Here is a 19,580-nt window from a genome sequence, read left to right as displayed (position 1 = left end):
TCATCATCCTTTCTGATGACACTTCTTCAACATCGAGGCTACACCAAAACCCCGGCGCCCTCGAATACTTGACTAAGACACTAGGATATATCAACTGGCCTCAATCGCAAGCCTCGGGACGTAAATCCCTACCCAGCAAAAACAGCTCCGAAGACTCCGCCCGGGAGGCCGCCGGCTTTCGGGAACTCACCCGGTGGAAGACCTTTTTAAAGGCCGTCACCAGCTGGCTGTAGCCACTGCCCTGAAAGGTCTTCACCAGGAGTGCCCCCTGGGGCTTGAGATGTTGACTCGAAAAGGCCAAGGCCAGTTCACAAACATGCATGATCCGAGCGGCATCTGCCACACCCACACCCGATAGATTGGGGGCCATGTCGGACAAAACAAGGTCTACCTTGCCGCCCTGAAGGCGTTCGGCCAACTGGGCCTCCACCTGTTCATCCCGAAAATCACCTTCAATGAAGATCACATCGGCCACAGGGTCCATGGGCAGGATGTCCAGCGCCAGGATGGTGCCGTCGATGCCCTGGCTGCCCTTCTTGGCCAGGCGCTCACGCAAAACCTGGCACCAACTCCCAGGCGCAGAGCCCAGGTCGACAATCGTCATGCCCGGACGAATCAGCCGGTCTTTCTCATCGATTTCCAGGAGTTTGAAGGCTGCACGTGACCGATAGCCCCTTTGCTGGGCCTGCCGAACATAAGGGTCTGTGATGTGGCGCTGAATCCAGGCCGGGTTGGACTTGTTCTTGGCCAGACCAATTACTCGTAGCGAACGTCGAGGATCTCGAGTTCACGGGCGCCACTGGGCGCCTGGACCGTGACAACATCGCCCACCGACTTGCCTATGAGTGCACGCGCGAATGGGCTCGAGACAGAGATCTTGTTCTGCTTGAGGTCGGCCTCGTCATCGCCCACGATCTGGTAGGCCGCCACCTCGCCGGTCTCGATGGTCTCGACCGATACGGTCACGCCAAAGACCACACGGCCATCTTGTTCGAGGTCGCTGGGGTTGATGACCTGGGCCGTGGAGAGCTTCGACTCAAGCTCCGCAATGCGAGCCTCGACAAAGCCCTGGCGCTCCTTGGCCGCGTCGTACTCGGCGTTCTCGGAGAGGTCGCCCTGGGCCCTGGCCTCAGAAATGGCGTTGATGACCGAGGGTCGCTCCACATGCTTGAGGCGATGCAACTCCTCCTTGAGCAAGGCTGCGCCATGAACCGTAAGGGGCGTAGATGCCATGTTGTTTGTCCTTTGATCAGTGAGGGTGCAGCCGCCGATGCAGGCCCTGGAGATCATAGACCTCGAAGCTGGCATCGACCATGGACCGCATGCCCTCCACCGCCGCCCGGGCGCCCGCCAGGGTGGTGTAGGTGGTGACACGCTGGGCCAGGGCGGTGGTGCGGATGGAGCGCGAGTCGGCCATGGCCGTTCGCTTCTCCTCCACGGTATTGATGATAAAGCTGATCTCGCCGTTCTTGATCATGTCGACCACGTGGGGACGCCCTTCGGTGACCTTGTTCACGGTGACCACCGGGAGACCCTCGGCCGAGAGGGCCGCAGCTGTGCCGCGGGTGGCGATGAGCTTGTAGCCCATCTCGTGGAGCATGCGTGCCACCCCAACGGCCTGCGGCTTGTCGCCGGCCTTCACACTGATGAAGGCAAGGCCGCCCTTGCTCGGGTCGGGCAACTGTGTGCCCGCAGCAATCTGCGACTTCACAAAGGCCTCGACAAAACTGGGGGCCACGCCCATGACCTCGCCGGTCGATTTCATCTCCGGGCCCAGGATGGTGTCCACACCCGGGAACTTCACAAAGGGAAAGACCGCCTCCTTGACAGAGAAATACGGCGGCACCACCTCGGTCGTCACGCCCTGGTCGTCCAGGCTCTTGCCCAGCATGGCCCGGGCCGCCACCTTGGCCAAGGGCACACCCGTGGCCTTCGAGACAAAGGGCACCGTGCGCGACGCCCTTGGATTGACCTCCAGCACATAGACCCGCTGGTTCTGAATGGCGAACTGCACATTCATGAGGCCCACCACATTCAAGGCCCTGGACATGAGCTCCGTCTGGCGCTTGAGCTCGGCAATCAGTGACTCAGAGAGCGAATACGGTGGCAGGCTGCAGGCGGAGTCGCCCGAGTGCACACCGGCCTGCTCAATGTGCTCCATGACCCCGCCAATCACCACGCGCTTGCCATCGGAGAGGGAGTCCACATCGACCTCGATGGCATCGTTGAGAAAGCGGTCGAGCAGCACTGGGGAGTCGTTGGAGACCTTCACGGCTTCTCGCATGTAGCGCTCGAGGTCGCGCTGCTCATGAACAATCTCCATGGCCCGACCACCCAAGACATAGCTGGGCCGAACAACCAAGGGGTAGCCAATCTCTTGGGCAAGCCGAATGGCCTCCTCCTCGTTGCGGGCCGTGCGGTTGGGCGGCTGCAGGAGCTCGAGCTTCTGGAGCAGTTTCTGGAAGCGCTCACGGTCCTCGGCGATGTCGATCGACTCGGGCGAGGTGCCCACGATGGGAACGCCCGCGGCCTCGAGGGCCTTGGCGAGTTTGAGCGGGGTCTGGCCGCCGTACTGAACGATCACGCCCACCGGCTTTTCAAGATCGACGATCTCGAGGACGTCCTCCAGGGTGAGGGGCTCGAAGTAGAGGCGGTCGGAGGTGTCGTAGTCGGTGGAGACGGTCTCGGGATTGCAATTGACCATGATGGTCTCAAAGCCATCATCCCGTAGGGCCATGGCGGCGTGCACACAGCAGTAGTCGAATTCAATGCCTTGGCCGATGCGGTTGGGGCCACCGCCCAGCACAATGACTTTCTTTCGGTCGGTGGGCCGGGCCTCGCAGTCCTTCTCGTAGGTGGAATAGAAGTAAGAGGTGCTGGTGTCGAACTCGGCCGCACAGGTGTCCACCCGCTTGTAGACAGGCCTGACCTGCAGGCTGTGACGAAGCTTGCGCACAGCATGCTCCGTGGTGTCGAGCAGGTAGGCCAGTCGACGATCCGAAAAACCTTTTTGCTTGAGCGCCAGCAGAAGCTCGGCATCGAGGTCGGCCATGGTCTTCTTCTCCAGGGCCAGTTCGATGTCGATGATCTCCTTGATCTGCTCGAGGAACCAGGGATCAATGTGGGTGAGTGCCTGAACCTCCGCCACCGAGAAGCCCTGGGCAAAGGCGTCACCCACATACCAGATGCGTTCCGGGCCAGGCTCGCCCAATTCTTCCTCGATGACCTCACGGTCGGTGGTCATCTGGTTCATGCCATCGACGCCCACCTCCAGGCCACGCAGGGCCTTCTGAAAGGACTCCTGGAAGGTGCGGCCCATGGCCATGACCTCGCCCACCGACTTCATCTGGGTGGTGAGGTGGCTGTCGGCGGTTGGGAATTTCTCAAAGGCGAACCGAGGCACCTTTGTCACGACATAGTCGATGGATGGCTCAAAGGAGGCTGGCGTGGCCCCACCGGTGATCTCGTTCTGGAGTTCATCGAGGGTGTATCCCACCGCCAACTTCGCCGCCACCTTCGCAATCGGGAAGCCGGTGGCCTTGGAGGCCAGCGCAGACGACCGAGACACCCGGGGGTTCATCTCGATGACGATCATCCGGCCGTTGGCCGGATTGATGGAGAACTGGACATTCGACCCCCCGGTGTCCACGCCAATCTCTCGCAGAATCGCAATCGAGGCATTTCGCATCAACTGGTATTCCTTGTCGGTGAGGGTCTGGGCCGGTGCCACGGTGATGGAGTCACCGGTGTGAATGCCCATGGGATCGAGGTTCTCAATGGAGCAGACGATGATGCAGTTGTCTGCGCGGTCGCGAACCACCTCCATCTCGAACTCTTTCCAGCCAATGAGGGATTCCTCGATGAGCAGCTCGCTGGTGGGCGAGGCCTCTAGGCCACGCTTGCAGATGGTCTCGAACTCCTCCGCGTTGTAGGCAATGCCACCACCCGTGCCACCCAGCGTGAAGCTCGGGCGGATGACCATGGGAAAGCCCACGCCGCCGGTGAGCTCGGCAATGCGCCGCTGCACAGCCCAGGCCTCGTCCATGGTGTGGGCAATGCCCGACTGGGCCGAGTCCAGGCCAATCTTGGTCATGGCCTCCTTGAACTTGAGACGGTCCTCGGCCTTCTCGATGGCCTCCTCACGGGCGCCGATGAGCTCGACCTTGAACTTCTCCAGCACGCCGTGGCGGGCGAGGTCGAGGGCGCAGTTCAGCGCCGTCTGGCCACCCATTGTGGGCAGCAGAGCATCGGGACGCTCTTTTTCGATGATGCGGGCGACCATCTGCCAGGTGATCGGTTCGATGTAGGTGGTGTCGGCCGTGCCTGGATCGGTCATGATCGTGGCCGGATTGCTGTTGACCAGGATGACCCGGAAGCCCTCCTGCTGCAGGGCCTTGCAGGCCTGGGCCCCGGAGTAGTCGAACTCACAGGCCTGGCCGATGACGATCGGGCCTGCCCCGATGATGAGAATGCTCTTGATGTCGGTGCGCTTAGGCATGTGCGGCCCTCATGGCATCGAAGAAACGATCGAACAGGGGCAGGATGTCGTGCGGGCCCGGGCTCGCCTCGGGGTGGCCCTGAAAGCAGAAGGCGGGCGCCTTCCGGTGAGATAGGCCCTGGATGGATCCATCGAAGAGCGAGACATGGGTCACCTCGAGATGGTCCGGCAGGGATTTGTCATCCACCGCAAAGCCATGGTTTTGCGACGTGATGAAGACCCGACCCGTGGCGAGTTCCTTCACCGGATGGTTCGCCCCATGGTGACCGAACTTCATTTTGTAGGTCTTGGCACCGGCCGCCAACGCCATGATCTGATGGCCCAGACAGATTCCAAACAGGGGAACCTTGGCCGCCATGGCCGCCTGGGCCACCGAGATGGCGTAGTCGCAGGGGGCCGGATCGCCAGGGCCGTTGGACAAGAACAGGCCATCTGCGCCCATGGCCATGGCCTCTTCGAAACTGGTCTTGGCTGGCACCACCGTGAGCTGACAGCCGCGGTCGGCGAGCAGGCGAAGGATGTTGGTCTTTACGCCGTAGTCGAAGGCGATCACACGAAAGCCCTTGGCGGGCCTCGCAGGATGGCCCTCGCCGAGGACCCAACTGCCGGACTGCCAGTCGTAGGGCTTGCTGGTGGTCACCACCTGGGCAAGGTCTTGGCCGAGCAGGCCAGCCCACTCCCGCGCCCGGCGCAGGGCCTCTGCTGGGTCGAGGGTGTCACCCACTGACCTGGCCGTCAGAATGCAGCCCGACTGGGCCCCACCGTCGCGCAGGCGCCTTGTCAGGGCCCGCGTGTCCACGCCACTGATGGCCACACAGCCAGAGGCCTTCAGGGCCGAGGGCAGATCTTGGGTGGAACGAAAGTTAGAGACCACCGGTGGAAGGTCTCGGGTAATGAGGCCTGCAGCCTGCACCCCACTGGATTCGTTGTCTTCGTCGTTCCAGCCCGTGTTGCCAATGTGGGGATACGTGAGGGTGACGATCTGACGGCAGTAGCTGGGGTCGGTGAGAATCTCTTGGTAGCCCGTGAGGGCGGTGTTGAAGACCACCTCACCCACCGTGGCACCGGGTGCCCCGATGGAAATGCCCTCAAAGACAGTGCCGTCGGCCAGGGCCAGGACGGCTGGCGGATGTGCCCGCACAGGGCCCGCGCCGGAGCCAGCCGAATCGGGTGCGCCCGCGGCCAGCAGTTCAGTCAGCTGCAAATTGAACTCCTTTGGATTTTCCGAATTATACGGGGGTCAACGCCTGGGCCCAGGTGCGGACCGTGGCGATGCCCCTGGCAGGGCCCACCGGAGGGCCATCGCCGGGGCTGCGCAGTGGACTAGGCGCCCACCAGGAAAATCGACAAGGTCATGAAGAAGCCGGCCACCCAGACCAGGGTTCTGGCCATGGCCCAATTGGCCACATAGCAAAGAATGTAGGCCAGCCGCGCCACCACCACCGCCACGGCGAGTTGGTTGGCCGCATCGCTCGGCCCGACCGAGGCATGGGCCACCAGCACGGCTGCCGTCATGAGCGCGAATGCCTCCCAACTGTTCTGCTGGGCCGCCACGGCCCGGGCGCGAAAGCCCTCCTGCCGAGCAAGCCAAGCCCGCGGTGCATGGTTGTCGTAGGCGTCGCCACCGGCCTTGGAGATGCCCGCACACACAATGGGCAGCACCGCCAAGACCAGCAGGCACCAGAAGGCCGTGGTCATTCCCAGTTCCGTTGTCATTCGAGCATTCCTTTCGAGTCATGGGTGTCGGCATCGATGGCCCGTCGATCCCGAAAGGCCTGCGCCACCGTGCCGAGGTCAACGTACTCCAATTCTCCGCCAACCGGCACACCCCGCGCGAGGCGACTCAGCCGCAGCGGCGGGCAGAGCGGGTGAGACCGAAGCAAGGTTTCAATGGCGTGGGCGGTGGCCTCACCCTCTGGCGTGAAGTTCGTGGCCACCACCACCTCTTGCAGGGCCGGGTCTGATGACACGCGGGCCAGCAGACGCTCCAGGTGAATCTCTCGGGGGCCAATGCCATCCAAGGGCGAGAGCCTCCCCATCAACACAAAGTAGCGGCCCTGAAAGGACTGGCTCTGCTCCAAGACCAGCAGGTCTGACGGGCTCTCGACCACACACAGGAGGCGGGGGTCGCGGCTGTCGTCGTCGCAGGTCTCGCAGACCGGCAATTCTGTGAGGCTGTTGCAGCGCTCGCAATGCCGCAGGCGCTCAGCTGCCTCTAGCAGCGACCGACCCAGAAGTTCTGCGCCCGAGCGATCGTGCTGCAGCAGGTGCAGGGCCATGCGCTGGGCCGTCTTGGGGCCCACACCGGGCAGTCGCGCAAAGGCTTCAGTGAGCGCAAGCAGCGCGGGCGGAACCCTGGCCGGGGCCGGCTTGGACACGAACGAGAATTAGAGCCGAAAACCCGGCGGAAGCGGCATGCCCGCCGTGGCCGCCGACATGCGCTCCTGGCTGGCCTGCTCCACCTTGGCATGGGCATCCTGCAGGGCCGCCACCAGAAGGTCTTGCAGGGTTTCACGGTCATCTGGGTCGGTCGTCATGAGGCTGGGATCGACCTCCACCGACTTCACGGCATGCCGACCATCGACCACCACCTTGACGAGGCCAGCACCGGCCTGCCCCTCGATGGTGAGGGTGGCCAGCGCGTCTTGGGCCTGCTTGATCTTGTCTTGCATCTGTTGCGCCTGGCGCATCAGCCCGGCCAGTTGATTCTTCATCATGAGGACGACTCCTGATTCGGTGGTGAGGAGGGGGTGGTTGGCAGGCTGGCATCGGCCGAGGCTGCGGGCTCATCTGGGTCTGGTCCAACCCAGCGGATCGAACCCGGAACAATGGTGCCATCGAATTCACGAATGATGGCCTGAACGAGCGGTGACTCCGCAATGGCAAGTTCTGCGCGACGCTGGAGTTCTTCAGCCCGGGCTGCCGCCTTGGCGGCCGCCGTGGGAGCCTCGCCGGTCTGCCCGACCGTGACCGACAGGCTCACGGTTTCACCCAGCGCGGCGCACAAGACTTGGGTGACCCGCGCCACCAGGTTCGACTCCGAGAGTGCCTCCACGGGCACCTGAAAACGCAGTTGATGGGGCCGTGATGCGTCCAGCCCCAAGAAGCCAGACTGCTGAAGGAATTGTCGTGTCAGGCCAGTGGCCTGCAGAGACTTGGCGTGTGTGGGCCAGTTGACTGGGGTGAGGTCTTCTCTTTTGAAGAGGGGCTTGACCGCGGGTGGCGGGGCTGCCGCTGGCGAGGCTGCAGGCGCCTCGGCCGCCAGGGGCCGCGGCGGAACGACGGGCGCACGCGCGGACACCCGCAGGGCAGCGGCCTTGGCCGCCGGGGCTGCCGCCTGAACCTGTTCAGGTTGAAAGGCCAGCAGCCGAAGAACGGTCATCTCCAGGCCGGTCTTTTCATCGGGGGCCAGGCCAAGGTCGCGTCGGCCCAGCACGACGATCTGATAGGCCAGTTGGGCCGACTGGCCATCCATCAGGCCCACCAGGGCCTGCAGGCTGGGGTCGGCCTGCTCGAGTGCCTCGCCCTTGAGCACCAGGAGGGCCGACACCTCATGAAAGAGCCTTGCAAGGTCGCCGAGGATGGCATCGGCTGCGCCGCCAGACTCCAGGAGTTGGTCGAGCTGGGCCATGGCGCCTGCGGCATCGGACTTCGCGATCAGCAAGGCCAAAGCCAGGAGCGATTCACGCTGCACCAGGCCGAGCATCTGGGTGACTGACAAGCTGCTGAGCGAGCCACCACCGAATGCAATGGCCTGGTCGGTGAGCGACAAGGCATCGCGTACGCTGCCCTGGGCTGCATTGGCAATGGCCGCGAGGGCCTCTGGGTCGGCCGAGACCGATTCCAAGGACAGCACATGCGAGAGGTGGGCCACCAAGGCCTCCCGACGCAGATTCTTGAGGCTGAACTGCAGGCAGCGAGACAGGACGGTGACGGGAATCTTTTGTGGGTCGGTGGTGGCCAGCACAAACTTCACATCGGCCGGTGGCTCTTCGAGGGTCTTGAGCATGGCATTGAAGGCATGCCCGGTGAGCATGTGCACTTCGTCGATCACGTACACCTTGAAGCGGCCCGCCGTGGGCGCAAAACGGGCCTGTTCGAGCAGTTGTTGAATTTCAGCGACGCCACGGTTCGAGGCCGCATCGATCTCGATGTAATCGACGAATCGGCCACGGTCGATGGCCAGGCAGTTGCCGCAGGCGCCGCAGGGCTCGCGCACCACGCCCGACTCGCAGTTAAGGGCCTTGGCCAGAATGCGCGCCAGCGTGGTCTTTCCCACACCCCTGGAACCAGTGAGCAGGTAGGCGTGGTGAAGGCGGCCGGTCTCAAGCGCGTGCTGGAGTGCGCGCACGGCATGGTCTTGTCCCACCACGGCCCCGAACTGCCTTGGTCGCCATTTGCGCGCCAGGGCCATGGGGGCCTGATCTGACGATGCTTGGTCTTCGAATAGGGCTTGGGACATGGTCTCTTCTGGGGCAAAAGGGGGCGAGCCGGACCCCCGGCACTTGTGAGGACCCGCTATGGCTGCTTCGTTCCCGACCTGACCAGGTTCACAGGCTCACAATGCGGGGCGGCCCGCCGAGGGGCAGTGTACCAAGCCCTCTTCGGCCAGCATCCAGTGACCGCCATCGGCCGTCAGGATGTGCGCTGTGGCGCCTGGCGAGATGACAGCCTGATAAGAACGCAACTGCGCGGCATAGTCGGCCTCCTCGGCTGGCAGAAGACGCCATTTGAAGTCGATGATGCGCACCGACTGGCAGTCCGGCAGCCAGACCACCCGATCGGGTCGAATCCAGCCGCCCGATGCAGCCGGCCACTCGCGCTCGGCCCAGGCCATGGCCTGCGGGGTGTCCAGGCCGAGCAGGCCCCGCATGTCGGGGTCAGACACGATCTGCACCGCGCAGGCACCGACCTCGGCGCAGGCCTCTCGGGGCAGGGCATACGGTGCAAGCAGCCGACCCCAGCGGCCACGCTGCCAGTCCGCCTCCGGCATGGTCCGGGCCGGAAGATGTTCTGCAAACTCCATGAGCCGATGAAAGGCCTGGCCCAGCCGAATGGGGAGCGAGTCGGGTGTGGTCATGCCGGCCTTCCCGACGACGGGGGTGGCAGCACTGGGGCCTTGCCCGTCCAGGCATCGCACTGGGTGATCACCCGGCCAAACCAGTGCGACTCCGAGGCCTTGGCAGCACTCAAGAGCAGCATGCGACGCGCCCGCGTGATGGCCACATAAAAGAGGTTGAAGGCCTCCTCTTGGGCCAGGCCCAACTGCTCCTCGCGCCGATGTAACACCCCCGGCGTGTTGGCATCGCCCTTGCGCCAGGTGGAGACGCCCACGAGCTGAGAGCGGTCGGCCGTGAACTCGGCGAGCCAATGGATGCCCTTGTCCTGGCCGCCGACATCGGTGAGGCCCGCCAGGATGATGAGGTCGGCCTCGAGCCCTTTGGCTGCATGCAGGGTTTGGATTTGAACGGCAGAGGGGCCGCAGCTCGCCTGCACCACTGCGGGGGCCTCTTGGTCGGCACGGGCCAGGAGGGCCGACATGTCCTGCACGAACCGGGCAAGGCTTGGGGAGCGGCCAGCATCCCACTCCAGCGAGAGCGCCAAGAGGCTCTCGATGTTGGCCCGCACCTGTTCAACGCGCTGAGGCCCATAGGCCAGCAGCCGATTCCAAAGGCCCGCATCCGTGAGGATGCGGTCGAGGAGGTCGTGAACAGGCAGGGTGGACATCCAGCTGCGCCAGGTGCAAAGGCGAGCGGCCACGCCGTCGAGGCATGGATCTGTGACGGCGGGCACGGCCTGGAGGGTCTCCCACCAGGGATGGCCACCGCGCTGGGCCATGGCGGCCAGGTGCAGCAGGCTCGCATCCGTGACAGAGAAAAATGGCGAGCGCAGCACATGGGCCAGGTCTGCATTCGACCAGGGGTGCGCCAGCCAACGACACAAGGCGAGGATGTCTTGCACCTCCGACTGCTCGAGCAGCCCGCCGCGCCGGTCGCTCTGATGCGGGATGCCGTGCAGGGACAAGGCCTCTTCATAGGCCGCCATGTGGGTGCGGCTGCGGGTGAGGATGCGAATGCCACTCCAATCGAGCCAGGGATTGGCCGCCCGGCAGGCCAAGATGGCATCGGCGATGCGCAGGCCCTCGGCCCGCCAGGCGGACGCCATGCGGGGCCGCTCGGGCGAGGCGAGCCAATCACGCGTCTCGTCGTTTCCCCCTTCGGTGGCCCCTTCGCTGCCCCCCTCAGTGTCCTCATCGTTGCCCCTGTCGGCCTCCGCCTCGGCGGAGGATTCGAGACTGGGCATGGGCAGGTGGGCCACACAGCCCGGCAGGGCTGATGGGTGGCTGCTGTGGGCGCGATAGCGGCTGCCACCCCAGTCGGGCAATGCGCGGTTCATGAAGTTCACCACCTCCGGTGCGCACCGACGTGTGGTGTCCGTCTCGATGCAGGCCGCACGGTAGTGCGCAACCAGCCACTCGCGCGCCGCGATGAAGACCTTCGGGTCTGCGCCTCGGAACCGGTAAATGGACTGCTTCGGGTCGCCCACCATGAAGACCTTCGGCGCACCGGGCATGACACCCTCTGCCCCCACATGCGGCTCAAGCCAGGCTCGCAGCAAGCCCCATTGCACGGGGTTGGTGTCTTGGAACTCATCGACCAAGATCTGCTCGTAACGGCAGTCGAGCCGGCTCAACAACGCGGGGGCCTCCTCGGAGGCCATGAGCCGCACCACGGCTGCCTCGAGGCCGTCGTAGTCAGTCTCCCCGGTGCGAGCCACCCAGCCCGCCCAGTGGTCTTGCCAGTCCAAACTGGCCCGGCACAGCATGCGATGGCGGGCCACCTGAATGCGGCGATCAGCCTGCTCCAGGGCCTCATTGAGGGCCTCCACCAGCCGGACAATGCCCTGCTCGATGTCGATGGCCTGAGGGCCCCAGGCGGTTCGATCGGCCTTGCGCACGAACCGATGCTTGATGATCTGACGCGCCTGACCCTCCGTGGCGTCTCGCAAGAAGAGTGTTGCGAGGGCTCGGGCATCGGACTGGCGCCAGGCCGCAAGCGCCTGTGCATGCGCGTCTCGCTTGGGCAGTTCTTGAAAGAAAGGCGCCAATGCTTCGGCGGTGTGTGCAGTCTGCGACACCCATCTCGCCAAGTCTTCATTGGCCTGGGCCCTGGCGGTGAGGAGGTCTTCCCCACTGGGGTCTGCATCGGCCTGCAAGGCGGCTCGCCAGTCTGCTGCCGCGCTGAGCACCGCCTGCCGGGCGGTGTCAAAGCCGAGGTGCTCGGCCAATTGCGCCAGCGGGTGTGTGGGATCGGCGGCCGTGGTGGCCACGAAACTGGCCCAGGCCTCGGCCCTCACCATGCTGGGGTAAGGCGCCAGCCCGAGGGTGGCCAGGCTGGCCATGGGCGAGGGTGCATAAGAGAGCAGCTGCGCATACCACGCGTGAAAGGTGCCAATCGTGGGCTGCTGATCGGCCACCAACAACAGCTCGTAGGCCCGGGGTGCCGAGGCCATGGCCCGCTCGAGGGCCTCTCCCGAGAGGCCATAGTCTGAGAGCACAAGACGCAGCCTTTCTGATGGCAGGTGACACAGCGACAACAAGGCCTCGCGAATGCGGCTGCGCATTTCTGCGGCCGCCTTGTCGGTGAAGGTGAGTGCCAGAATTCCGCCGGGCGAGGCCCCTTCCAGCAGCGCCCGAACCACCCGGGCGGTGAGCAGCCAGGTCTTGCCACTGCCGGCACACGCCTCGACCACCACCGATCGCATGGGATTTGTGGCCAGTTGGGTGTCCATCAGACAGCGCCCCAGTCTTGCACTCGACAGCAGCCCTTTGCGGGGCAGTATTCGCAGTCGGTGCCATCGCCCTCGCCGGCGAGCGCCCGCACAGGCTCCCCCTGCGCGAGCCGAGCCAGGGCTTTGTCCGCCGTGGCCATGAGCTCGGGCTGATGGTCGCAGGCCACCCAACGGGCCCCCGACCAGGAGACGCTCAAACAGCCCTGCTCCTCTGGCCGGCCCATGCCAGCAGCCTCCAACAGCCAGCTGTAGGCCTCGATCTGCAGGGCGCCGCTGTCGCGTCGCAGCCGAGCACGCAGTGTGTCGGCCGATGTGATCTTGAGATCCACCAGCCGCAGCCCGCCCGTATCCTGGTGGGCATCGAGGCGGTCGGAGCGGCCTCGCAGGCGCACGCGACTCTTGGGAAGGTCTGCAATCCACTCCTGTTCCAGGCCCACGAGGTTGTGGCTGCAGGCCGTCTCGGCGAGCCATTGCGCGAACCCGGGGAGCAGTGGCCGGGCCTGCGCGAGAAGGTCTGCCGACCAGCCTCGGCCCTGGGCCATGCTGCGCAGCGTGGCCTCGAGCCAATCGGACCAAGCCTGCGGCAAGGCCGCCTCGGGATGGCGCGGTGCCTGCATGGCCGGATCTCCCACCGCCTCAGAGAGCCGATGCAAAAGAAGTCCAAGGTCGGGTGGCCCCGAGAGATCTTTGAGCGGCGACAACGACGACAGGCCCAGCACGGCCTGCCAATGAAACCGATACGGACAACTCGCCAGCGACTGGAGGGTCGAGACACTGACCTCCGAGGGCAGGCCTGCAAGCATCACTGCCGGTGGCGCGGGCGGTGGCAGAGGCAGCAAGCGCGTTGCAGCCAGCGGGTGTGCCAGGCGGGGCCGTGTGCTCGGTGCCACCAGGTGGAGCCGCGCCAGACAACTGGCCCAGGTGGCGGGCTGGTCTTCCGCATCCCGCTGGGCAATGGCCACCACGGGCACGCCGCAGGCCAGCACCTCGGCCAGGTTCGAGACGAATCGGGCCTGCTCGAGGGCTTGCGCAGGCAGGCAAAAAAGAAGGTCTCGCCGACTGCGGGTGACAAGGCGATTGGGTGGCCGTGCTGGGAAACGACCATCGGAGGCCCCGAGGAGCACGAGGCCGTCGATCTCGGAGAGGGCCGCCTCCGCCAGGCTGAGCATTCGAATGGAGGCGCCGTCGGCGCGGATGGGCAGCCGAGCCTGACGAAGCGTGTCGGCCAGGGCCGCCTGGGTGTTGGCCACGGTGACCGGCTCATCGGACAAGGCCACCGCCAACTCAGCCATGCCGCTGATCAGGCGCAAGCCGGCGGCGTCCTCCAGCAGCACCGCCTCCAGACCCGTCTCGCGCAGGCTGTCTTGAATGCAGGCCAGCCAGGCACCCATGGTGCCCGCCTGGGCCAACGCCGCAGACCAGCGCCTGCAAGGGGTGCTCAGCGCTGGACAGACGGCATCTAGGTTCAAACGGCCAGATGGCTGGCGGCGCAGTCGACGGTCGATGGCCTCGGCAGCATCGGCCTGCATGAGCCCAGTGCGCTCAAGGGCTGCGATGACCAGAGGGCTCTGCACCCAGCCCAGGAAACGATCGCGCGTGATGCGGTGAAGGAGAAGGTCGAGCCAGCCATCGAAGGCCGTGGCGGCCAGGGTGGTGTCGAGTGACCAGCCGGAGAGGTCGTCGATGAAGATGCCATGGGCTGACAAGCCCGCCGCCACACGCCGAGCCATTTGTCGGTCTGCAGGGACCACACCCAAATCTGCCCGCCCCTCGCGCAACCAGGCCAGCAAAGTCTCGACGGCAAGGCCCGCGCAGGCCTCCATGCGGGCACCCTCCAGGCACGTGCAGTCGAGCGTGAATGCGCCCGCTTCCAGGGATGCCGACAAGTGTTGGCTGCGCAAGGCGGGTGGGTCCCAGTCGGCCGGCTGCGGTGACCGCCCAGCCTTAAGGTCTTGGATGTCGGGCCAGGCCACTGCGAGCAGGCCTGCCTGTTGATTGGGCTCCACGGCCACCGCCTGCCAGCGACCGGGCCAGGCCACTGCCAGCCGGGCGTGGTCGAGCGGATCGGCGGGGTGAACCCCGCACCAGAGGATGTCTTGGGCTTCATCCGCTCGCGGCGGGTGCGATGCAAACCAGGTTGCCGGGTCGTTGTCATCCCAACAGGCCTCGTAGAGGGTGGCCAGCAGGGAGACGTCGGAGAGGTCGACGGGCTGTGCATCGGGCTCACCGCCCAGTGACCAGGCCGCCATGAGCCAATCCCATCGGTTGAAGAGCGCGGCCCATTCTGAGGCCAACTGCCAGGCAGACCGTGCCGTGGGTGCCAGGCCTGCCGACAGCACCGGTGAGTTGGCCACCGCGCTGGCCAACTCGGAAACGCGCGCCTGCTGGGTGCGGGGCACATCGGCCGAGCCGGAGGCCCGTCGAATGATGGCCTGTTCCAGGCTGTCGTCGATGCTGAGGCAGGCCGGCAGTGGCCAGGGTGCAATGCCCAGACTGGCCGAGGACACGGCCCCTCGGCCCAGGGCGAGCCTGCGGCGGATGGCCTGGAGCAATGGCGGGCTTGCACTCACCACCGCCACGTGGCCCGGGCACGGGGCCTGGGCGATGCGATGAACCGCGGCATCCAGGCAGACCGCATCCATCGAGCGGTGCTGGCTGGGGTGCGCTGCCAGGTCTCGCCAGTGGCCCAGCGCAACTGCGAGTTGTTGAATGGCCGTTTGAGCAGCGTGCATGGCCCTATGCTATTCTGAGCGCTGATCAATTTGCGGATCAGTCTTTGATCCCGCCTCGCGCCGCCCGGTGCCTGACCCTCCGATCAAACACAACCTCAACCCTTCACCACCTGTTGAACAACCCATGAGCCAAAACGTTAAAGCCGTGACCGATGCCAGCTTCGAGGCAGATGTCCTGAAATCCGACCTCCCCGTTCTCATCGACTTCTGGGCCGAATGGTGTGGCCCCTGCAAGATGGTGGCCCCCATCCTGGAAGAGATCGGCGCAGACTATGCCGGCCGACTGGTGGTGGCCAAGATCAATGTAGACGAGAACACCGCGGTCCCTGCCAAGCACGGCATCCGAGGCATCCCCACCATGATTCTGTTCAAGAACGGTGCCGTGGTGGCCCAAAAGGTTGGCGCAGCCGCCAAGTCACAGCTCACCGCCTGGATCGACAGCCACCTCTAAGCAACTCCGTTTCATCGGCCCAGCACCCCTGCTGGGCCGCCCCCCCCCTCACCGCCCTCCCCACCTAGAAGCCCTCCCTCCGCGACATGTACCTCTCCGAACTCAAAGCACTCCCCGTCACCCAGTTGGTTGAACTTGCTGGCTCCCTCGAAATCGAGAATGCCAGTCGCCTGCGCAAGCAGGAGTTGATGTTCGCCATCCTCAAGAAAAAGGCCAAGACCGGCGAGCAGATCTTTGGCGACGGTGTCCTGGAGGTCCTGCCCGACGGGTTTGGCTTCCTCAGGTCGCCCGAGGCGTCTTACCTGGCGAGCACCGACGACATCTACCTGTCACCGTCCCAGATTCGCCGCTTCAACCTGCACACCGGCGACTCGGTGGAGGGCGAGGTTCGCACCCCCAAAGACGGCGAGCGCTACTTCGCACTGGTGAAGGTCGATCGGATCAACGGCCAGCCGCCGGAGGCCTCGAAGAACAAGATTCTTTTTGAAAACCTCACGCCCCTCTTCCCGGACGAGCCCATTCGTCTTGAGCGAGACATGAAGGGCGAAGAGAACATCACCGGGCGCATCATCGACATGGTCTCGCCCATCGGAAAAGGGCAGCGCGGCCTGCTGGTGGCCTCGCCCAAGAGCGGCAAGACGGTGATGATGCAGACGATTGCCCATGCCATCACCACCAACCATCCCGAGGTCGTGCTCATTGTGCTGCTCATCGACGAGCGGCCCGAGGAGGTCACCGAGATGCAGCGCTCTGTGCGCGGTGAAGTCGTGGCCTCGACCTTCGATGAGCCCGCCACACGCCATGTTCAGGTGGCCGAGATGGTCATCGAGAAGGCCAAGCGACTGGTGGAGCACAAGAAGGACGTCGTGATCCTGCTCGACTCCATCACGCGGCTGGCCCGCGCCTACAACACGGTGGTGCCCACCTCAGGAAAGGTGCTCACCGGTGGTGTGGACGCCAACGCCCTGCACCGACCCAAACGCTTCTTTGGCGCGGCTCGGAACATCGAAGAGGGCGGCTCCCTCACCATCATTGCCACGGCCCTGATCGAAACCGGCTCACGCATGGATGAAGTCATCTACGAAGAATTCAAGGGCACGGGCAACATGGAGGTGCACCTGGAGCGCCGCCTGGCTGAGAAGCGGGTGTATCCGGCCATCAACATCAACCGCTCCGGCACCCGAAAAGAGGAACTCCTCATCAAGCCAGAGCTGCTTCAGAAGATCTGGATCCTTCGCAAACTCCTACACGACATGGACGAAATCCAGGCCATGGAATTCCTGCTCGACAAGATCCGCCAGACCAAGAACAACGGCGAATTCTTTGACATGATGAAACGCGGCAGCTGAGGTAGAATGCCGGGTTATTCATCCACCGGCAGAACGGTCGTGTGAATGGCCTGACTGATACGGACCGCGATACGGGTCGGGATCGGGATCGGGCCTCACCCGATATCGGCTGCAACTTAGAAAAAGAGAAGACCATGAAAGAGGGCATCCACCCCAACTACCGTGAAGTCGTGTTTGTCGACATGTCGAACGACTTCAGCTTTGTCACCCGCTCCACGGTCCAAACCCGCGAGACCATCAAGTGGAAGGATGGCAAGGAGTACCCGCTCTACAAGCTCGACACCAGCTCGGAATCCCACCCCTTCTACACCGGCACCCAGAAGATGATGGACACGGCAGGCCGCGTCGAGAAATTCCGTCAGAAGTTCGGTTCCAAGCGTGGCACGGGCGGATCGAGTTCCGGCCCCAAGGCTTAAGCTTCGCGACTTGCTGGCGCGCTGGGGAGAGGCAAGGCCACTCCCCGGTCTCGCAGCCAGTGCTGCACGCCCCATCCGGGGCTGGCTCCTCCTCAGTCTCATCACCGTCTATGCCCTCACGGGGCTGTTTGGCCATGGCCCCTGGCGCGGCGATGACATCCTTGGGGTGGCCCTCTCCAGAAGCGTGCTCGATGGCCTGACCGGCGCGGGTGGGCTGTCTCTGTTGCCCGACCTGGCGGGCGACCTTCACCTTCGGTATGGCCCACTGGCGGCATGGCTGGCAGCCCTTCTGATTCTCCCCTTCGAGGCCCTGCACATGGCCCTGCTGGGCCGAGGTTTGTCACCCACCGTGCTCGACGACCTGGTGCGGCTGGTGCAGGCGGGCTGGCTGGTCCTAGGCCTTTACGCGCTCTGGCGCGGCACCATGCGCCTGGCCCTTCGCCGGGAGGCACGGCCCATCGACCCCCTGGGCATTGGGCCAGATGCCAGCGCTTATGGCAGAACGCTCGGCGACTGCGCCGTGTTGCTGGCATTGGCCTGCCTGGGCACAGCCACCCGCTGGCATGAGGCCGGCCCGGCCAGCCTCAGTTTCTTCCTGCAGGCCTCGCTCATCTGGGCGATTGCCATCGCCCCAGAGCGTCCAACCCATGCGGGCCGTTTGATCGGACTGCTGCTCGCAGCCCTCCTGCTCACCGACGGCCTGGAGACGGCGCTGGCCCATGGCCTGGCCGTTCTTGCGCTGGCCTGGTTGGTCCATCCCATCCGCCTGGTTCGGCGCGATCTCCTGGTGGCGGGGGGCCTGGTGCTCCTGGCCTTGCTCCTGGCCTGGACGGCGGCGGCGCTGGCAGTCGATGGCGCGGAGCGAACAAGCCTCTGGTGGGATGCCCAGGTCTGGTCGAATACACAGTCGCTCTGGCGCGCCATGAACACCTGGGCCTGGACCTGGTGGCCGCTCTGGCCGATTGCATTGGTCCTCATCATCCAGGCCAAGCGGCATGGACTGCTCGCCCTCGCACACATTCAGACATTGCTCATCCTGCTGGCGATGCAGGTCGCAGTGGGTGTCACTGGCCTGGGCTTGTCCGAGCCTGGCCGCCTGCTGCCGGTGGCCAGCCTGGCAGCCCTGGCCGCCTTCGGCCTGCTCTCCATCCCCCGCAGCCTGACCAGCCTGCTCGACTGGTTTGCCGTGGTGGTCTTTTCGGCCCTGGGTCTGCTCATCTGGCTTTACTGGTCTGCCATGGTCTTTCAGTTCCCAGAGAACCTGGCCAGCAGACTGGACTACTTTGCCCCTGGCCTGGCCCGAGCAGAGCCCAGCGCCGCAGAGGTGCTCTTTGGCACAGCAGTAAGTGGCCTTTGGGTGAGCCTCGTGATCTGGCGCATTCGTCGCACCGGACAGCAGCTCTGGCGGCCCGTGGCCCTGACCTCCGGCGGGCTTGGCCTGGCCTGGATTCTCATGATGACCCTCTGGATGCCTGCCCTGGAAATCAATCGCGGCCATCGGCCCGTCTCTGATGAACTCAATGCGGCAGTCTCTGCCGCCTGGGTCCGGCTGGGCTACCAGGCATCGGATGCCAGGGCCTGCATCTCCGTACCCGAAGGCGACACCTCCGCTCGGCTGCTCGTGCTGGCCACCGTGTCGTCTCGCATCGGCACAGCCTCGGCAGCCTGCCCGCTCACCGTCCGGACCACACCGGCCGCACCCGATGACACGGTGCTCTGGTCGGGCAGTCGGGCCACCGACCGAGACAGCCGTGAACGCTATGTGCTGCTGCTGACCGACAAGCCCAAGAAGTTGCTTCGGTAATAGCGCAACTCCTCGATCGACTCCAGCACATCGGCCAAGGCCGTGTGGGCACCCTTCTTCACAAAGCCCTTGTAGACCTCCGGACGCCAACGACGGCAGAGCTCCTTGAGCGTGCTGACATCCAGGTTGCGATAGTGAAAGAAGGCCTCAAAGGCTGGCATGTAGCGATGCATGAAGCGACGGTCCTGGTGGACACTGTTGCCACATAGAGGGGACTTCCCCGCAGGCACATGCTCAGCCAGGAAGGCCAGGAGCTGGACTTCAGCCTCCTCCTCGGTGAGGACAGAGGCCTTCACACGGTCGATCAGACCCGACCGACCATGGGTGCCCTTATTCCAGTCATCCATGGCATCGAGGTGGGCATCGATCTGATGAATCACAAGCACCGGGGCCTCTGCCACAAGGCAGAGATCGGATGTCGTGACCACCACGGCCACCTCCAGAATTCGATTGGTGAGTGGATCAAGCCCACTCATCTCCATGTCCACCCAGACCAGGTGATTCTCATTTTGCACTTGGGCCATTCGCGGATGATCGCA

General features: G+C 64.6%; 16 protein-coding genes and 1 other RNA gene. 5 read left to right on the top strand and 12 right to left on the bottom strand.

Annotation, left to right across the window (positions count from 1 at the left end; translation table 11 throughout):
• Window positions 1-100: 100 nt before the first annotated feature.
• The 9 genes from AC8GDA_RS02395 to ffs all read right to left on the bottom strand — a co-directional run bounded on the left by AC8GDA_RS02395 (window position 101) and on the right by ffs (window position 9,078).
• The gene (locus AC8GDA_RS02395) at window positions 101-751 is read right to left on the bottom strand and encodes an RlmE family RNA methyltransferase (protein ID WP_506557178.1); all 651 of its coding nucleotides are present in this window, start codon (window positions 749-751) and stop codon (window positions 101-103) included.
• Window positions 752-756: 5 nt separating this feature from the next.
• The gene (gene greA, locus AC8GDA_RS02390; RefSeq protein WP_506556716.1) at window positions 757-1,233 is read right to left on the bottom strand and encodes a transcription elongation factor GreA; all 477 of its coding nucleotides are present in this window, start codon (window positions 1,231-1,233) and stop codon (window positions 757-759) included.
• A gap of 16 nt (window positions 1,234-1,249) precedes the next feature.
• The gene (carB, locus tag AC8GDA_RS02385) at window positions 1,250-4,498 is read right to left on the bottom strand and encodes a carbamoyl-phosphate synthase large subunit (protein ID WP_506556715.1); all 3,249 of its coding nucleotides are present in this window, start codon (window positions 4,496-4,498) and stop codon (window positions 1,250-1,252) included.
• Window positions 4,491-5,639, bottom strand: a complete 1,149-nt coding sequence (gene carA, locus AC8GDA_RS02380; protein ID WP_506557177.1) for a glutamine-hydrolyzing carbamoyl-phosphate synthase small subunit — start codon at window positions 5,637-5,639, stop codon at window positions 4,491-4,493. Before carA ends, carB begins: the two co-directional genes overlap by 8 nt.
• Window positions 5,640-5,821: 182 nt before the next feature.
• Entirely contained in the window at window positions 5,822-6,214 is a 393-nt protein-coding gene (locus AC8GDA_RS02375) for an MAPEG family protein (protein ID WP_506556714.1), read from the bottom strand.
• A complete protein-coding gene (gene recR, locus AC8GDA_RS02370) occupies window positions 6,211-6,876 on the bottom strand; it encodes a recombination mediator RecR (protein WP_506556713.1) in 666 nt (221 codons plus the stop codon). Before recR ends, AC8GDA_RS02375 begins: the two co-directional genes overlap by 4 nt.
• Window positions 6,877-6,885: 9 nt before the next feature.
• Complete coding sequence (locus tag AC8GDA_RS02365) at window positions 6,886-7,215, bottom strand: YbaB/EbfC family nucleoid-associated protein (RefSeq protein ID WP_506556712.1); 330 nt, start codon at window positions 7,213-7,215, stop codon at window positions 6,886-6,888.
• Window positions 7,212-8,960 (bottom strand): DNA polymerase III subunit gamma/tau, encoded by a 1,749-nt coding sequence (gene dnaX, locus AC8GDA_RS02360; RefSeq protein ID WP_506556711.1) that lies wholly within the window; start codon window positions 8,958-8,960, stop codon window positions 7,212-7,214. The genes AC8GDA_RS02365 and dnaX overlap by 4 nt, the downstream gene beginning before the upstream one ends.
• 19 nt (window positions 8,961-8,979) lie before the next feature.
• An RNA gene (gene ffs, locus AC8GDA_RS02355) (signal recognition particle sRNA small type) lies at window positions 8,980-9,078 on the bottom strand.
• Window positions 9,079-9,228: 150 nt separating this feature from the next.
• On the opposite strand from ffs, the gene AC8GDA_RS02350 reads away from it, so the two are divergent.
• The gene (locus tag AC8GDA_RS02350) at window positions 9,229-9,534 is read left to right on the top strand and encodes a hypothetical protein (RefSeq protein ID WP_506556710.1); all 306 of its coding nucleotides are present in this window, start codon (window positions 9,229-9,231) and stop codon (window positions 9,532-9,534) included.
• A gap of 40 nt (window positions 9,535-9,574) precedes the next feature.
• Here AC8GDA_RS02350 and AC8GDA_RS02345 read toward each other — a convergent pair whose 3' ends face one another.
• Both AC8GDA_RS02345 and AC8GDA_RS02340 read right to left on the bottom strand, forming a co-directional pair.
• Window positions 9,575-12,289: a UvrD-helicase domain-containing protein gene (locus AC8GDA_RS02345; RefSeq protein ID WP_506556709.1), complete on the bottom strand. Its 2,715-nt coding sequence runs from the start codon at window positions 12,287-12,289 to the stop codon at window positions 9,575-9,577.
• The gene (locus AC8GDA_RS02340) at window positions 12,289-15,021 is read right to left on the bottom strand and encodes a PD-(D/E)XK nuclease family protein (RefSeq protein ID WP_506556708.1); all 2,733 of its coding nucleotides are present in this window, start codon (window positions 15,019-15,021) and stop codon (window positions 12,289-12,291) included. The genes AC8GDA_RS02345 and AC8GDA_RS02340 overlap by 1 nt, the downstream gene beginning before the upstream one ends.
• A gap of 124 nt (window positions 15,022-15,145) precedes the next feature.
• On the opposite strand from AC8GDA_RS02340, the gene trxA reads away from it, so the two are divergent.
• The 4 genes from trxA (at window position 15,146) to AC8GDA_RS02320 (ending at window position 19,041) form a co-directional block, all read left to right on the top strand.
• Window positions 15,146-15,472, top strand: a complete 327-nt coding sequence (gene trxA / locus AC8GDA_RS02335) for a thioredoxin TrxA (RefSeq protein ID WP_506556707.1) — start codon at window positions 15,146-15,148, stop codon at window positions 15,470-15,472.
• Between the two features lie 86 nt (window positions 15,473-15,558).
• Entirely contained in the window at window positions 15,559-16,821 is a 1,263-nt protein-coding gene (gene rho, locus AC8GDA_RS02330) for a transcription termination factor Rho (protein WP_506556706.1), read from the top strand.
• A 134-nt stretch (window positions 16,822-16,955) separates the two neighbouring features.
• Entirely contained in the window at window positions 16,956-17,237 is a 282-nt protein-coding gene (locus tag AC8GDA_RS02325) for a type B 50S ribosomal protein L31 (protein WP_506556705.1), read from the top strand.
• 10 nt (window positions 17,238-17,247) lie between these two features.
• Window positions 17,248-19,041 (top strand): hypothetical protein, encoded by a 1,794-nt coding sequence (locus tag AC8GDA_RS02320; RefSeq protein ID WP_506556704.1) that lies wholly within the window; start codon window positions 17,248-17,250, stop codon window positions 19,039-19,041.
• Here AC8GDA_RS02320 and orn read toward each other — a convergent pair.
• Window positions 18,996-19,565, bottom strand: a complete 570-nt coding sequence (orn, locus tag AC8GDA_RS02315; protein ID WP_506556703.1) for an oligoribonuclease — start codon at window positions 19,563-19,565, stop codon at window positions 18,996-18,998. The genes AC8GDA_RS02320 and orn overlap by 46 nt on opposite strands.
• Window positions 19,566-19,580 lie beyond the last annotated feature (15 nt).

The sequence above is a fragment of the Hahnella aquatica (SeqCode) genome, assembly GCF_965194505.1.
GTDB classification, from domain to species: Bacteria; Pseudomonadota; Gammaproteobacteria; order Burkholderiales; family Burkholderiaceae_A; genus Hahnella; species Hahnella aquatica.
Note: the sequence above shows the minus strand (reverse complement) of the source record. Positions and strands in the feature narration are given on the sequence as shown.